This window comes from Azospirillum sp. TSH100 (genome assembly GCF_004923295.1).
Classification (GTDB): Bacteria; Pseudomonadota; Alphaproteobacteria; order Azospirillales; family Azospirillaceae; genus Azospirillum.
The window spans coordinates 751,121-765,203 of sequence record NZ_CP039635.1 but is presented as its reverse complement, the minus strand read 5'-3'; the positions used below and the strand labels follow the sequence as shown (position 1 = coordinate 765,203).

Sequence of the window (14,083 nt, the reverse complement as noted above, 5' to 3'; positions counted from 1 at the left end):
CACAAATGCGCGGGCTCGGAAAACCTGCAAAACCATAGAGTCGGCAGGTTTCTCCAGGCCGGGCCTGTGGCCCGATCTGGAGAAACCTGCTCAGGCGCCCGCGGGGGTCAACCTATACGCAGGTATGGATGGCGCATCCTGCTCCGGTTGTTTGGAATGGACCGCTTGCGGCCGAGGCGGTCGATGAGGCGGACCGTGGCTGGAGTGTGATGTCGTGCTGAGTGGTCCCACCATCTGTGTCGTCGATGACGACGAAGCCATCCGGGAAAGCCTCGACAACTTCCTGCGCTCGGTCGACATGCGGGTCCGCACCTTCTCCTCGGCCGAGGAGTTCATCGCCTACGAGGGCGAGGTCGGCTGCCTCATCACCGACCTGAACCTGACGGGCATGGACGGGTTCAGCCTGCAGATGGTGCTGTTGCAACTCGGGCGCAGCCATCCGGTGATCGTGATGACCGCCTTCGCCACCCCGGCCGCCCGCAGCCGCTCGCTGGCCCAGGGCGCCTTCGCCTTCGTGACCAAGCCGCTCGATCCGGAAAACCTGCTCCTTCTCATCGAAGACGCGCTCAGGACAAACCAGGGGAACCGCAGACAATGACCAGCCCGGCCCAGCGCAGCGGCACATCCTTCGGGAGGTACGACCTTGCCGGCTTTGCCGCGGAGGAGCGGTCCGGCTACCATAGCCCGACCGGTCGGCCGCAAGGCCGGCAGAGAGGTGTGACGGAGGGCAGCATGACGGGCAGCATGGCGGAAAACTCCGTGGCGAATGGCGGCCCGGCCCTGATCTGCATCGTCGATGACGATGCGGAGGTGCGCTGCGCGATCGAGAGCCTGCTGCGCTCCTCCGACCACCGGGTGATGTCCTTCGCGTCGCCGGAAGAGTTCCTGGCCTGCGCTGGGGCTGCCGATGCCGCCTGCCTGCTGCTGGACGTCTATCTGGACGGTGCCGACGGGCTGGAGGTGCAGAAGGCGCTGCATGAGCGCTCGATCTTGGTGCCGGTGGTGCTGATGACCGGCCAGGGCGACATCCCGATGACCGTGCGCGGCATGAAGGCCGGAGCCGTCGATTTCCTGACCAAGCCCTTCACCGAGGACGAGGTTCTGCACGCGGTCGGCGAGGCGGTGGCGCTGGACGGCCGCCGCCGCTCCGAACGCGGCGAGGACGACGCGGTGCGCAGCCTCTACGGCAAGCTGACCCCGCGCGAGCGCGACGTGATGGGATTGGTCACCGCCGGGCTGATGAACAAGCAGGTGGCGGCGAAACTGGAGCTGAGCGAGGTCACGGTGAAGATCCACCGCGGCAACCTGATGCGCAAGATGCATGCCCAATCGCTGGCCGACCTCGTGCGGATGGCCGAAATCCTGGGCGTGCGCGAACGCACCGTCACCCGCTACAGCACGGCTGGCTGAGCGGACGCCACCACCGGCGCCACCGGCAGCGAGAAGGACAGCGAGGCCCCCTGCGGGCCGCTGGCCGCCCACAGCCGGCCGCCATGCTCCTCCACGATGGTCTTGCAGATCGACAGCCCCAGCCCCATGCCGTCCGGCTTGGTCGAGAAGAAGGGGTCGAAGATCCGCGACAGCAGCTCGTCGGGGATGCCGGGACCGGTGTCTGCGACGGTGAAGGTCACCGCTTCCGCATCGTCCACGCCGGCGGTGATGGCGATGCGCCGGTCCGGCGACTTCGCCCCCTGCATGGCCTGCACGGCGTTGTAGGCGATGTTGACGATCACCTGCTGGATCTGGGTGCGGTCGCCGAGGATGGCCGGCAGCTGCGGCGGGACATCGACGGCGATGCTGGTTTTCTGGCGATAGGCCTCGTGTTCCACCAGCGTCACGGCATCGGCGATGCAGTCCTGCGGCTTCAACGGTTCGGTCACCAGCTCGCCGCGGCGTGCGAAGGAGCGCATCTTGCCGACGATGCGCACCGTATGCTGCGTGCTGGTGGTGATGCGCTGCAGGCTGGTCGCCACCTCTTCCAGGTTCGGGGGCTGGCGCGACAACCAGCGCGTCGCCGCGGCGGCATGGCTGGCGATGGAGACCAGGGGCTGCGACACCTCGTGCGTCAGCGACGCCGCCAGTTCCCCCACCAGCGACAGGCGCCCGGCATGGCTGAGGTTGGCCTGGGCCGCCATCAGCGCCTCCTGCACCCGCTTCAGTTCGGACACATCGACGGCGAAGAAGTACAGGCGGCCGTAGGCCTCGGGATCGGCAGGTCCCGGCGGCAGGCTCGCCCGCCACAGGATGGGAACCACGCGTCCGTCCTTGGTGTGCAGCACACGCTCGCCCTGGCAAACCGTGTCGCCACGCACCATCGCCTTGAAGACCTGGGCATTGCTGGCGGGATTGGCCGGCAACCGCACCCGCGATTCCCGCAGGAAGCTCTCCTTGTCCTGGAATCCCAGCAGGTCGAGCGCAGAGCGGTTGGCGTCGAGGATCCGGTGGAACCACCGCACATCGAAAAAGAACTGCGGGTTGTCGTCCAGAAAGCGGTCGAAGTCCGTCACCCCGCCGGCGATCGCTTCATCGACGGCGCGCTTCACCCCCGACCAGTCCTCGCACAGGATCGAGATCGGCGATATCTCGAACAAGTCGGCATGCCGAAGGTCCATCGGTCGAAATCCTCCCCCATCGCCATTCCGGACGATGGTCCTCTGCGGTCGCCTGTCTTCGGTCATCTATAGGAAATTCTTGGCAGCACCGCAACTTTGTCCCGATTGGCGGTCTTGAACAGTTTCCAGTCATTCGGCGGCCGGACGGCCCGCCACCCCTAATACCTAGAGATGGATACGAGACCGACGGGCGCCGGACAAGAATAAGCGTCAGCCGACCCCCAAACGACCTCCTTCACGGAGACCAGCATGACCACCCTCCATGTCAACGGCCGCGCCTATCAGGTGACGGTCGAGGACGACACGCCGCTGCTCTGGGTCCTTCGCGACACGCTGGGGCTGACCGGGACGAAATACGGCTGCGGCATCGCGCAATGCGGCGCCTGCACCGTGATGATCGACGGCACCGCCACCCGCTCCTGCCAGGTGCCGGTGGACAGCGTCGGTTCAGCCGACATCCGCACCATCGACGCCATCGAGGAGGATCCCGTCGGCCGCAAGGTGGTGGAGGCCTGGGTCGCCGCCCAGGTGCCGCAATGCGGCTATTGCCAGTCCGGACAGGTGATGGCGGCGACCGCCCTGCTGAAGCAGACGCCCCACCCCACCGACGGCGACATCGCCGACGCGATGACCAACCTGTGCCGCTGCGGAACCTACAACCGCATCGCCGCCGCCGTCCGCCAGGCCGCCGGCTGAGAGGAGCACCCATCATGGACCGCCTGCTCACCGCAGCCCCGATCACGCTGAAAGACCCGCTCGACCTCCGGATCGAGGCGCAGTCAGCCGTCCCGCTGATGAAGCCGGATGGCATTTCCAACCTTTCGCGCCGCGCCTTCCTCGGCTTCGGCACCAGCGCCCTGGTGCTGGGCGCCCTGCTGCCGTCGATGCCGGCGCGGGCCGCCACCGCCGCCGCTGCCGCAGCAGTCAAGCCCGGCACCCGCATCCCGGCCTTCCTGGTCATCGGCAAGGACAATGCCGTCACCCTGCTCAGCCCCTTCGTCGAAGGCGGCCAGGGCATCAACACCGGCCTTGCCCAGATCGTCGGCGAGGAGCTGGACGTCAATCCCGCCCGCTTCACCGTGGAATGCGCCCCGCCGGGGCCGGATTACGCGGTCATCAACGGGTTGCGGATGACCGGCGGCAGCTTCTCCACCCGGTCGAGCTATCCGCTGATGCGCCGGCTGGGCGCCACCGCCCGCGACATGATGATCCGTGCCGCCGCAGCGAAACTGAAGGTCAAGCCGGAGAGCCTGAAGACGGAGGACGGCGTCGTCATCCATGCCGCCAGCGGCAAGCGGCTGTCCTATGGCGAGCTGGCCCCGGCGGCCCTCGCCCTGCCGCCGCGCGACGACGTGGCCCTGCGCGACCCGGCCAGCTTCCGCTACATCCGCCAGCCGGTGGCCCGGCTGGACGTGCGGGCGAAATCGACCGGCAAGGCCGTCTACGCCATCGACCAGAAGCTGGAGGGCATGCTCTACGCCGCGGTCCGGCATGCGCCGAACCAGGGCACCACCGTCCAGTCGGTCGCCAACGAGGCCGCGGTCGCGGCGATGCCCGGCGTCCATTCCGTCCACAAGATGCCGGGCGCGGTGGCGGTCGCCGCCGACAGCTGGTGGCGTGCCCGCAAGGCGGTGGAAGCGCTGTCGGTGAGCTGGTCGGCCCCCGCCGCCTCCGGTCTGGACAGCGTGGCCGCCGACTTTGCGTCGGACGGGATGCTGGCGGCGCTGAAATCCTCCGGCGCAGCCGGTCTTCCCGCCGAATCCGACGGCGATGCCGCCGCCGCTTTTGCCACTGCCGCCGCCAATGGCGCCAAGGTGATCGAGGCGGAGTACGACGCGCCCTATCTGGTCCACGGACAGCTGGAACCGCCATCCTCCATGGCGCGCTTCAATGCCGACGGCACGCTGGAGCTGTGGGCGCCCAACCAGATGCCGGAGCTGTTCCAGTCGGTGGCGGCCCAGACCGCCGGGCTGGCGCCGGACAAGGTCATCCTGCATTCGCCGATGCTCGGCGGCTTCTTCGGCCGGCATTTCCTCTATGGCAGCGCCAACCCCTTCCTCCAGGCGATCCAGCTGGCGAAGGCCACCGGGCGGCCGGTGAAGGTGCTGTGGTCGCGCGAGGAGGAGTTCCGCATGGACGCTGTCCGACCGCTCAGCTTCACCCGCTTCCGCGCCGCCCTCGGCAAGGACGGCCGCCCCACCGCCATCCAGGCGCGCACGGTGGGCGAAGGGCCGCTGGGACGCTGGTTCGGCGCGGTGTTCAAGGATCCCGTCGACAGTTCGGCGGTGGAGGGCGTCACGGAAAAGCCCTACGCCATCCCCAACCGGCGGATGGAGTACGTCAAGTTCCCCCACCCCGTGACCATCGCCTTCTGGCGCTCCGTCGGCCATTCGATGAACGACTTCTTCTATGAGGGATTCCTGGACGAGATCGCCGATGCCGGCAGCCAGGACCCCTTCGCCCTGCGGATGGAGCTGCTGAAGGACAAGCCGCGCCACCGCAAACTGCTGGAAACGGTGGCGGCGATGTCCGGCGGCTGGAAGCGCGGCCCCTATGAGGTGGACGGCACCCGCCGCGCCCGCGGCGTCTCCATGGCCTCCCCCTTCGGATCGGAGACGGCGACCATCGCCGAGGTGTCGGTCCAGGGCGGCGAGACGCAGGTCCACAACGTCTGGGTTGCCTTCGATCCCGGCAGCATCGTCAATCCGGCCATCGTGAAGTCGCAGGTCGAATCCGCCGTGGCTCTCGGCCTGTCGGCCACCCTATTCGAGGAGCTGGTCTACAAGGACGGTGTCCGCCAGTCGCACAATTTCGACGACTACCCGATCCTGTCGCGCCGCTCCATGCCCGCGGTTCATGTCGAGATCGTGGAAAGCGGCGCCCCGATGGGCGGCGTCGGCGAACCGGGCCTGCCGGGTGTTCCGCCGGCGGTGGTCAATGCGGTGGCGGCCCTGACCGGCCAGCGCATCCGCAGCCTGCCGCTGGTGAAGAACAAGATCGGCGTGTGAGGCCGGAAAGCCTCCCATCCGGCGTGAATGTCCGGAAACGTCGTTTCCGTGACATTCACGCCATCGGGCATCCGACCTAAACTTCGGGCATCCGCCATTTTCCGCCGCCGGTCCACGCACGGGGCGCCAGCGCCCCGTGATCGGTGCCGTGCGAAATGGCCCCGCACAGGAATCCTTCCATGGCAACCACCACCCTTCATTCGAGGGCGCCGCTCTATTGGCTGGCGCTCGGGTCCTTCGCCGTCGGAACCGAGAGCTTCATGATCGCGGCGATCCTGCCGGACATCGCCACCGATCTGGCCGTCAGCGAGCAGGCGGCGGGCCAGCTGGTGTCGGTCTTCGCGCTGACCTATGCCGCCAGCTCGCCGCTGCTGACCGTCCTGACCGGGGCGGTCAGCCGCCGTCTCCTGCTGATCGCCACCATGCTGGCCTTCGTCGCCGCCAACGTGGTGGCAGCGCTCGCCGACAGCTATGGCGGGCTGATGGCGGCGCGCGTCCTGCTGGCGATGGCGGCGGGGCTGTTCGTGCCGAACGCCAACGCGCTGGCCGGCGTGCTGGTGCCGCCGTCGGAGCGCGGCCGCGCGCTTTCCATCGTCACCAGCGGCCTCAGCCTCGCCATCGTCTTCGGCGTGCCGCTCGGCGCCGTCGTCGGCCACACGCTGGGCTGGCGCATGACCTTCGGCGGCGTCGCCGTCCTGTCGGTCGCGGCGGCGGCCGGGCTGCTGGTCGGGTTGCCGAAGGCCATCAATTCCGCCGCACCGGTGGTCGGACTGCGCGACCGGCTGGGGGCGCTGGCGAACCCGGCGGTGCGCCGGCCGCTGGCGGTCACCACCCTGTGGGCCATGGGGCCCTTCACCGTCTATCCCTACATCGCCTCCTACCTGCAGCGGGTGACCGGGCTGGAAGGGGCGGCGGTCGGCTTCGCCCTGTTCGCCTGGGGGCTGTCGGCCTTCGTCGGGCTGGCGATCGGCGGCCGGCTGACCGACCGGCTGGGCGGCGCCCGCATCGTGGCGCTGACCCTGCCGCTGATCGTGCTGGCGCTGGCGAGCCTGTCGGTGACGGCGGAACTGCTGCCGCCGTCCCTGGCGCTGATCCCGTCCTTCGTCGGCATCATGCTGTGGGGCTTCTCCGCCTGGGCCTTCTATCCCGGCCAGCAGGCCCGGCTGATCGGCATCACCGGACCGAAGCACGCGCCGGTCATCCTGTCGGTCAATGCCTCCTTCCATTATTTCGGCTTTTCGGTGGGGGCGGGGCTGGGGTCTCTGGTGCTGGGCGTCGCCAGCGTGCGGGAACTGGGGTGGATCGGCGCGCTCTGCGTCGCGCTCGCCTGCCTGCTGGAGTTCGCCCCGGCCAAGGCGCCGCGGATGGCCGACGTCCCGGCGGAATGAAATTGCCCCAATAAGAAAGGGCCGCCGGATGAAAGTCCGGCGGCCCTGTTTTGCTTCGCTCCCGATCAGACCGGAATCGGGTTCTCGGCGATGTAGCTGTTGAAGCCCATGACCAGGGCATGCTCGTTCGGGCCGGCATTGTCGCGCATCTGCCGGGCGCCTTCGACGATGGCCTCCTCGGCATCGGTGCCGAGCGCCGCCATCGTCTGTTCGATGAAGGCATCCAGCGGCATGGCGCGCGGATCGTCACCCTTCTTGATCAGGTCGGTGTTGACCCAGGGCGGCGCGATTTCCTGCACGGTGACGCTGGTGTTGCGCAGCATGAAGCGCTGGGACAGCGTGAAGCTGTGCAGCGCCGCCTTGCTGGCCGAATAGACCGCCGTCGTCGCCAGCGGCGTGTAGGCGAGCACCGAGGTGTTGTTGACGATCACCGACCGCGGCTGCGCCTTCAGATGCTCGATCAGGGCCGAGGTCATGCGGATGGGCCCGAGCAGATTCGTGGTGATGATCGACTGCGCCTGCGCGTCGTCGATGGGGCCGGAGGCATCGTCGAACGGCATGATGCCGGCGTTGTTGATCAGGACGTTCAGCGTCGGGTTCTCGGCCACCAGACGCTCGGCGGCGATCTGGATGCTGATCGGGTCGGCGATGTCCAGCTCGATGCCCGTCATGCCGGGGTTGGCGGCGGTCACCTCGTCCAGCAGGGCCTTGCGGCGGCCGGCGATGATGACCCGATTGCCCAGCTTGTGGAACGCCTCGGCCAGACCACGGCCGATGCCGGAGGTCGATCCCGTGATGAAGATCGTGTTGCCGGTGAGTTGCATGGTGTGATGTCCGTTCAGGTTTGAAAAGGGCAAGCAGGGGCGCCGGGGGAAGTGAAGTCCTCCCCGCACAGACGCCGTGTCCGATGATGTGAAAATCTATCGCACCGGAAATATTCCGGGAGCCATATCTAGGTATTAAGCAAGGGCTCGACTGTCCGGGAACGAACCGAAGTCTAGTCCAGCGCTGAAACGCGGCTGCTTTCGACGGAGCGGCGCACCACCTGCGGCGGCTGACCATAGGCGCGCAGGAAGGCCCGGCGCATCCGCTCGCGGTCGGCGAAACCGGTTTCGCGGGCGATCACGTCCATCGAATGGCGCCCCTCCTCCATCATCACGCGCGCCGCCTCCAGCCGCAGATGCTCGACCGCCTTGGCCGGGGTCTGGCCGGTCTCCTGGCGGAACAGACGGCTGAACTGGCGCGGGCTGAGATTCGCCGCCTCCGCCAGTTCCTCCACCGACAACCCGTTCCTCAGATTTTCCTTGGCGTGGACCAAAGCCCGCCGCACACGGTCGGAGCGCGGTTCCAGATCCAGCAGGGCGGAGAATTGCGACTGCCCGCCGGGCCGGCGCAGATAGACGACGAGCTTGCGGGCGACCGCCTTGGCAACCTCGGCGCCGAAATCATCCTCGACCAATGCCATGGCGAGGTCGATGCCGGCGGTCATCCCGGCCGAGGTCCAGACATTGCCGTCGACACTGAAGATGCGGTCCTCCTCCACCTTCACTGCGGGATAGAGGCGCTGGAGGCTGCGGGCATGGTTCCAATGGGTGGTGGCGCGGCGCCCGTCGAGAAGGCCGGCCTCCGCCAGCACATAGGCCCCGGTGCAGATGCCGGCGACCCGGCGCGACATCCCCGCCGCCTCGCGCAGATAAGCCAGCAGGCCGGGGGTGGACGGCTTGACCCGCAGCGAGCCGATGGTGACGGTGGTGTCGAAGAAGCCGTCGCCGAAGGGCTGGGTTTCGACGGCAAAACCCAGCGAGTTTCGCACCGGACCGCCCTGTTCCGACAGGACATGGACCTGATAAGCCGGCCGGCCGAGCACGAGATTCGCCATCTCGAACGCCGAAAGCGCAGCCATTCCCATCACCTGGAAATCGTCGAACACCAGGAAACCGATGGTGAGCATGTTCCGCCCTGCCTCTCCAGTCTTGCCTCGCCCATAAGCCGCCCCTTCGTCGATGCGTCGGCTGTGCTCAGACTATGCGGCAGCCGCGCCGTCTGGAATGTCAAAGATACGACGATTCCGGACATGCCCCGCGGGGGCTGCGCCATGGCTGATCTGGCGGCGGTTGAAAGCGGTGTCTCCGCGGCCGGGTAAGGTGCCCGGAACGGCGTCCAAAAGATGGGTGCATCCTTCTATATCGTGCCCCCGGCTGGACGTAGCGTGATCCCACCCTACCGGCACCCGCGACAGCGGGACCGGAACCCGCGAGGAGACACGACCATGATGCTCAACTGGAACGAATACCGTCAGCAGGTCCTTACCGGCGTCGGCGAGATCGCCAAGCTCAGCCCCGACACGGTGCGGGGCTATGCCGGTCTGAGCGCCGCCGGCCAGAAGAAGGATCTGCTGGGCGCCAAGGTGCGGGAACTGATCGCGCTGGCGGTCGCCGTCAGCATCCGCTGCGATGGCTGTATCGCCGTCCATACCGAAGCGGCGATCAAACATGGCGCCACCCAGGAGGAGATCGCCGAAGCGCTGGGCGTCGCCGTCGCACTGAACGCCGGGGCGGCGCTGGTCTATTCCACCCGCGTGATGGACGCCTACGCCGCGCACGGCTGAACGGAAGGCGGCGGCGACTGGCCATCGGGAGACGGGCCATCGGGCAGCCGCCGCCCTCCTTCCGCCGGGCTTGCCGCGCCGGAAAAGCCCGTTACCCCTCTTCGGCGCCCCCATCGATCAGACGCTTGTGCCGCCACAGCCGAGGCGCTTCACCGGCAACGCGGCGGAAGATGCGCGAGAAATGCGACTGGTCGGAAAAGCCGCAGTCGAGCGCGATCTGCGACAATGGCGTGGTCGTGGTTTCCAGCAGTTCCTTCGCGCGTTCCACCCGCCGGCGTACGATGTAGGCATGCGGCGGGCAGCCGAAACTGTCCTTGAAGGCCTGACAGAAGTAGCCGCAGCTCAGCTTCGCCGCCGCGGCCAGATCGCGGTTGCGGATGGAGCTGGCAAGATGGTCGTCGATGTAGGCGATAACCCGCCGGGCTTGCCAAGCCGCAAGCCCGGCCTTCGCCGGTTCGGCTTTCTGTCCGCCGTCATCCGGCGCATCGGACGCTTGATGATGCTCACCGCCGGCGCGCTGCAGCCGGGCCAGGGCCAACGACAGGCAATGCTCCACCGACTGCCGATCCGGCGCCAGCATATCGTTCGCCACCTGCAACAGCCGATCGGCCGCCGCCGCCAGCCTGTCGCCATCATCCCGCGCTTGGCCGACGGACGCCGGGGCTGCCAAAGCCGGAAGAGGACGCACCGTCTCGGAAGCAGCCAGGCCCATGTCGATCTCCTGCTCAGGTCACCGTGACGGCGACAGTGCCGGAGGTCCGGATGTGCGGGAACCCATACTCAGGTATCAAAGGCCGGACGGACGGGGGGCATGTGGCCGGAGGCCAGCGCTTGCTCCATCGCTTCGTGCATGGCCTCCCACGTCCGATCAGGATGACCCTGGATCCAGGCTATGCGCCCCATATGGGTGTGGAAGACGATCTGACGGCGTCCCAAAGCCGCGCTGGTCACCCTGTCGCTATGGCCGCGGAGCATGGTGGTCTGGGTGCCGGTGAGCCGGCACCGGTCACGTCGTCGTGCTGACGGTCCAAGTCGCGCTCCGGATGCCCGGCTGCTTCTCCAGGTTCTGAACGGCCCGGTCAAGCTCACCGGGATTGGCGGTGGTCGGAACCAGGGCCGCCGCCAATTCCACCTGCTCCTCGCTTTCGGACAGCTGCTCGATGTCGCGGATCGGGTAATCGAGAGCCTCCAGTTCGCGGGCCAGGGCATCGCGCACGTCCGAAAGCCCATCCGGATTGGCGACCACATGCACCCGGTAGAGCGCCTCGGTCACCCGCTCGTCTATCGGCAGACGGTTGACGTAATTCACCAGCGGCCGCAGCAGCGTGTTGCCGGCCAGCACGAAGAAGGTCAGCATCACCGCTTCCATGGGCAGGCCGCAGCCCGAACAGGCCCCCACCGCCGCCGAACACCACAATGTCGCCGCGGTGTTCAGGCCCCGGACATTGGTCCCTTCCTTCATGATGACGCCGGCACCGAGGAAACCGATGCCGGACACCACATAGGCGACGATCCGCGTCGCCCCCTCGGCCCCAAGCAGCCGCATGCCGATCTCGGCGAAGGCGGCCGCCCCGACGGCAACCAGCACGTTGGTGCGCAGCCCGGCGGTCCGCTGCCGGTACTGACGCTCGAAACCGATCAGGGCTCCCAGAACGAAGGCAAGGGCGAAGCGGGCGAAGGTGGTGGCCGCGACGGCGGCGTCGGACAGGTCAAGCTGCATCCGTCCCCCTCCCGCCCGGCAGAGTGCCCGAAACAGTACCCGGCATTGGCCGCCCTTCGTGATCGGGCTCGGAATGGCCGATGACGCGGACGATGTCCGGCCAACGGCTGCGCAGGTCGCGTTCCAGGGCGTCGATCGCATCGTGCACCGCCACCACGGTGGTGCCGGGCACCACATGGCTGTGGAAGGTCACGACCAGACCGGCGGCGCTGCGGCGAACCCGCAGATTGTGGACATCCAGCAGCGGACCGGTCACCGGAAGGGATGCGGAGAGATGCGCGCCGATGGCCCGCAGCAGTTCGGGTTCGGCATCCACACCGGTCTGGCCATTCTCCTGCAACGGCTCGATGTGGCTTTCGACCTCGATGTCGCTCCCCAGCTCTTCCCTGATCGAAGCCTCAAGCCGCGAGGACAGCGCATGCGCCGCCTCGATCGGCAGCGAGCCGTCGACCTCCAGGTCGAAGCCGACCGCAAGGCGTCCGTTCACCCGCTGGACGGTGACATGGTGGACGGCCAGCCCCAGCCCGGCAGCGCGCACCGCCACACGGTCCATCACCGTCTCGTCGTCGAGCGCCAGCGGATGCGTGGCGACGGAAACCTCGGCCTCGGGCATCTCGGCCTGGACGGCCCCGATTGCCCGCTCGCGGAGCGCTGCCGCGGCGTCGAGCGTCAGGGTCCGTCCGACCAGAAGGTCGAGGTCGACGAACAGCACGCTGCCGGCCGGGCGGACCCGCACGCGCTGGACCCCGGCGATGCCCGGCAGGTCCCTCACCACCGCCTCGACCCGTTCCGCCGTGCCGGCCGGTGCCGCGTCGATCAGCGTGTCGATGGTCCGCCGGCCGAGCCGGTAGCCGGCATGGCAGACGAACACCGACACGCCGATGGCCGCCAGCGCATCGCCCTTGGGATAGCCGAGCCACACCAGCCCCAGCCCGACCAGCACCACCGCCGAACTCAGGATGTCGGAGGAAAAATGCAGCGCGTCGGCTTCCAGCGCCTGGCTGCGGGTCTCCTTGGCGACGCGCGACAGTTCGCGCGCACGGTAGGCGTCGATGGCGATGCAGACCACCACCACCGCAACCGACCACCAGGTCGCCTCGACCTCGACCCCGCCGTTGATCAGCCGGCGGACCGCCTCGTAGGCGATCCAGGCGCTGGTCAGGAACAGCAGCCCGGTCTCCGCCAGTGCGGCGACGCTTTCGATCTTGCCATGGCCATAGGGGTGCCCGGCGTCCGCCGGCTTGTCGCTGACCCGCACGGCGAACCACGTCATCACCGTGGCACCGAGGTCGAGCAGGCTGTGCAGCCCCTCCGACAATAGCCCGAGACTGCCGGTCGACAGCCCGACGCCGAACTTGCCCACCGTCATCGCCCCGCTGGCCAGGATGGAGCCGAGTGCCACGGTTTCCTTTTCACTGCTCATTCTTCTTTCCCCTGGGGTCGGCAACCGCCAATACTGATTTTCAGGAAGAGTGGCGTGGGGTCAGCGACCTGGCGGGCGCAGATCGCCCGTCACGGAAAAGCACGCGCGCCCGTGGGGGCGGCGGTGAACGGAAACCCGGCTGGTGAGGAACGTCACCATGGTCCACCTCTGATCGGCCCGACGACGGCGGGCCGCGGGTGGATCCCCGCAAGAGATCAGCCCGCGAACGGCGTCGTCAGGGGTATGGGAGTAGATCGACTACTGGGGCTGTCCATCTCTTGCCTTTTCGATCCGGCCGCCGGCCCGGCGGGCCGGGCGGACAGGAACGATCATGCGGTGACGATGCCGCCCCTCTACTCCGCCGGCCGGACAAGGTCAAGGGCGGGAGCGCGCGTTCCTTCGCTCTTCATGAAAGCGTCATGGTCGACTTTTGCCGGCAGCAACGAGGACTGCGATCCCCCAATACTGCACTGTATAGCGTCTGAATTTTAAATTGGGTTCATGAAAATACATTCATTCGCGGCCGATGGTCTCCTCCGGCAAAAGTGGCGGTATTGGCCGAACAGCACACGCAGACGGAAGCATGGCAATCCGAATTGCGGTTTCCGCGGCTATTTCGCGGCCAATAGAAAGCAGGGTTGATTTTTTTATTTTTGCGATCTCCGCAATCACTGTCGCAATCGGCATCCATCCGATCGGCGCCCTCGGCAGCGGTCACCCACGTCCCGCCGCAGCCCGCGCCAGCCCGGCATAGTGGCGGACGTCGAAGGCGATGAACTCCACCTCGGCATCGGTGACGTCGCGCAGATGCTTGGCCGGGCTGCCGGCCCAGAGTTGGCGGGCGGGGATGCGCTTGCGCGGGGTCAGCACCGCGCCGGCGGCCAGCATGGCGCCGCTTTCCACCACCGCGCCGTCCAGCACGATGGCGCCGATACCGATCAGGCAGCCGTCCGCCAGCGTGCAGCCATGCATCCGCACGCCATGGCCGATCACCACGTCGGCGCCGATGACGGTGGGGTAGTCGTTCAGCATGACGTGGATGATGGTGCCGTCCTGGATGTTGGTGCGCGGGCCGACGGTGATGCTGTGGTCGTCGCCGCGCAGGACGCAGCCGTACCAGACGCTGGCCTCCGCCCCGATGGTGACGTCGCCGACCACCACGGCGCCGGGCGCGACATGGGCGTCGGCGGCGATGCGCGGCCACACGCCCCGGACGGGCCGGATGATGGCGCCGGGATGGCGGGCGAGCAGGGTCTCCCCGGTTTCAAAGGCGGCGTCAGTTGCGCTCTCGGTGCTCATTCTTCTTATCCCTTTTTCGGGCCTG

The 14,083-nt window shown here is 67.8% G+C and carries 13 protein-coding genes; 6 read left to right on the top strand and 7 right to left on the bottom strand.

Annotated features, from left to right (window positions below):
- The first annotated feature begins 214 nt into the window (after positions 1–214).
- Both E6C72_RS15990 and E6C72_RS15985 read left to right on the top strand, forming a co-directional pair.
- Complete coding sequence (locus E6C72_RS15990) at positions 215–598, top strand: response regulator transcription factor (RefSeq protein WP_109443310.1); 384 nt, start codon at positions 215–217, stop codon at positions 596–598.
- Complete coding sequence (locus E6C72_RS15985) at positions 595–1,410, top strand: response regulator transcription factor (RefSeq protein ID WP_247875976.1); 816 nt, start codon at positions 595–597, stop codon at positions 1,408–1,410. Before E6C72_RS15990 ends, E6C72_RS15985 begins: the two co-directional genes overlap by 4 nt.
- On the opposite strand, the gene E6C72_RS15980 is transcribed toward E6C72_RS15985, so the two are convergent.
- Positions 1,392–2,612 (bottom strand): sensor histidine kinase, encoded by a 1,221-nt coding sequence (locus tag E6C72_RS15980; protein ID WP_109443309.1) that lies wholly within the window; start codon positions 2,610–2,612, stop codon positions 1,392–1,394. The genes E6C72_RS15985 and E6C72_RS15980 overlap by 19 nt on opposite strands.
- Before the next feature lie 249 nt (positions 2,613–2,861).
- Here E6C72_RS15980 and E6C72_RS15975 point away from each other — a divergent pair, with 249 nt between their 5' ends.
- The 3 genes from E6C72_RS15975 (at position 2,862) to E6C72_RS15965 (ending at position 7,008) form a co-directional block, all read left to right on the top strand.
- On the top strand, positions 2,862–3,308 hold the full coding sequence (locus tag E6C72_RS15975) for a (2Fe-2S)-binding protein (RefSeq protein WP_109443308.1): 447 nt from the start codon (positions 2,862–2,864) through the stop codon (positions 3,306–3,308).
- A gap of 14 nt (positions 3,309–3,322) precedes the next feature.
- Positions 3,323–5,620: a xanthine dehydrogenase family protein molybdopterin-binding subunit gene (locus E6C72_RS15970; protein WP_109443307.1), complete on the top strand. Its 2,298-nt coding sequence runs from the start codon at positions 3,323–3,325 to the stop codon at positions 5,618–5,620.
- Positions 5,621–5,799: 179 nt separating this feature from the next.
- Positions 5,800–7,008: an MFS transporter gene (locus E6C72_RS15965; protein ID WP_109443306.1), complete on the top strand. Its 1,209-nt coding sequence runs from the start codon at positions 5,800–5,802 to the stop codon at positions 7,006–7,008.
- Between the two features lie 65 nt (positions 7,009–7,073).
- On the opposite strand, the gene E6C72_RS15960 is transcribed toward E6C72_RS15965, so the two are convergent.
- The gene (locus tag E6C72_RS15960) at positions 7,074–7,832 is read right to left on the bottom strand and encodes an SDR family oxidoreductase (RefSeq protein ID WP_109443305.1); all 759 of its coding nucleotides are present in this window, start codon (positions 7,830–7,832) and stop codon (positions 7,074–7,076) included.
- A gap of 173 nt (positions 7,833–8,005) precedes the next feature.
- A complete protein-coding gene (locus E6C72_RS15955) occupies positions 8,006–8,959 on the bottom strand; it encodes a GlxA family transcriptional regulator (protein ID WP_109443304.1) in 954 nt (317 codons plus the stop codon).
- A 321-nt stretch (positions 8,960–9,280) separates the two neighbouring features.
- Here E6C72_RS15955 and E6C72_RS15950 point away from each other — a divergent pair, with 321 nt between their 5' ends.
- Positions 9,281–9,616 (top strand): carboxymuconolactone decarboxylase family protein, encoded by a 336-nt coding sequence (locus tag E6C72_RS15950; RefSeq protein ID WP_109443345.1) that lies wholly within the window; start codon positions 9,281–9,283, stop codon positions 9,614–9,616.
- Between the two features lie 91 nt (positions 9,617–9,707).
- Here E6C72_RS15950 and E6C72_RS15945 read toward each other — a convergent pair whose 3' ends face one another.
- From E6C72_RS15945 to E6C72_RS15930, 4 genes are all read right to left on the bottom strand, one after another.
- On the bottom strand, positions 9,708–10,328 hold the full coding sequence (locus E6C72_RS15945; RefSeq protein ID WP_109443303.1) for a helix-turn-helix transcriptional regulator: 621 nt from the start codon (positions 10,326–10,328) through the stop codon (positions 9,708–9,710).
- A 294-nt stretch (positions 10,329–10,622) separates the two neighbouring features.
- The gene (locus E6C72_RS15940) at positions 10,623–11,336 is read right to left on the bottom strand and encodes an MgtC/SapB family protein (RefSeq protein ID WP_109443301.1); all 714 of its coding nucleotides are present in this window, start codon (positions 11,334–11,336) and stop codon (positions 10,623–10,625) included.
- Positions 11,326–12,759 carry a cation diffusion facilitator family transporter gene (locus tag E6C72_RS15935; RefSeq protein ID WP_109443300.1) on the bottom strand — a complete coding sequence of 478 codons (1,434 nt, stop codon included), beginning with the start codon at positions 12,757–12,759 and terminating at the stop codon, positions 11,326–11,328. Before E6C72_RS15935 ends, E6C72_RS15940 begins: the two co-directional genes overlap by 11 nt.
- Before the next feature lie 714 nt (positions 12,760–13,473).
- Positions 13,474–14,058, bottom strand: a complete 585-nt coding sequence (locus tag E6C72_RS15930) for a gamma carbonic anhydrase family protein (protein WP_109443299.1) — start codon at positions 14,056–14,058, stop codon at positions 13,474–13,476.
- Between the last annotated feature and the right edge of the window lie 25 nt (positions 14,059–14,083).

Excerpts from the sequence above, each read along its gene's own strand:
- E6C72_RS15985 (WP_247875976.1), top strand. The coding sequence starts at position 595 with ATGACCAGCCCGGCCCAGCGCAGCGGCACATCCTTCGGGAGGTACGAC.
- E6C72_RS15980 (WP_109443309.1), bottom strand. The coding sequence starts at position 2,612 with ATGGACCTTCGGCATGCCGACTTGTTCGAGATATCGCCGATCTCGATC.
- E6C72_RS15975 (WP_109443308.1), top strand. The coding sequence starts at position 2,862 with ATGACCACCCTCCATGTCAACGGCCGCGCCTATCAGGTGACGGTCGAG.
- E6C72_RS15970 (WP_109443307.1), top strand. The coding sequence starts at position 3,323 with ATGGACCGCCTGCTCACCGCAGCCCCGATCACGCTGAAAGACCCGCTC.
- E6C72_RS15965 (WP_109443306.1), top strand. The coding sequence starts at position 5,800 with ATGGCAACCACCACCCTTCATTCGAGGGCGCCGCTCTATTGGCTGGCG.
- E6C72_RS15960 (WP_109443305.1), bottom strand. The coding sequence starts at position 7,832 with ATGCAACTCACCGGCAACACGATCTTCATCACGGGATCGACCTCCGGC.
- E6C72_RS15955 (WP_109443304.1), bottom strand. The coding sequence starts at position 8,959 with ATGCTCACCATCGGTTTCCTGGTGTTCGACGATTTCCAGGTGATGGGA.
- E6C72_RS15950 (WP_109443345.1), top strand. The coding sequence starts at position 9,281 with ATGCTCAACTGGAACGAATACCGTCAGCAGGTCCTTACCGGCGTCGGC.
- E6C72_RS15945 (WP_109443303.1), bottom strand. The coding sequence starts at position 10,328 with ATGGGCCTGGCTGCTTCCGAGACGGTGCGTCCTCTTCCGGCTTTGGCA.
- E6C72_RS15940 (WP_109443301.1), bottom strand. The coding sequence starts at position 11,336 with ATGCAGCTTGACCTGTCCGACGCCGCCGTCGCGGCCACCACCTTCGCC.
- E6C72_RS15935 (WP_109443300.1), bottom strand. The coding sequence starts at position 12,759 with ATGAGCAGTGAAAAGGAAACCGTGGCACTCGGCTCCATCCTGGCCAGC.
- E6C72_RS15930 (WP_109443299.1), bottom strand. The coding sequence starts at position 14,058 with ATGAGCACCGAGAGCGCAACTGACGCCGCCTTTGAAACCGGGGAGACC.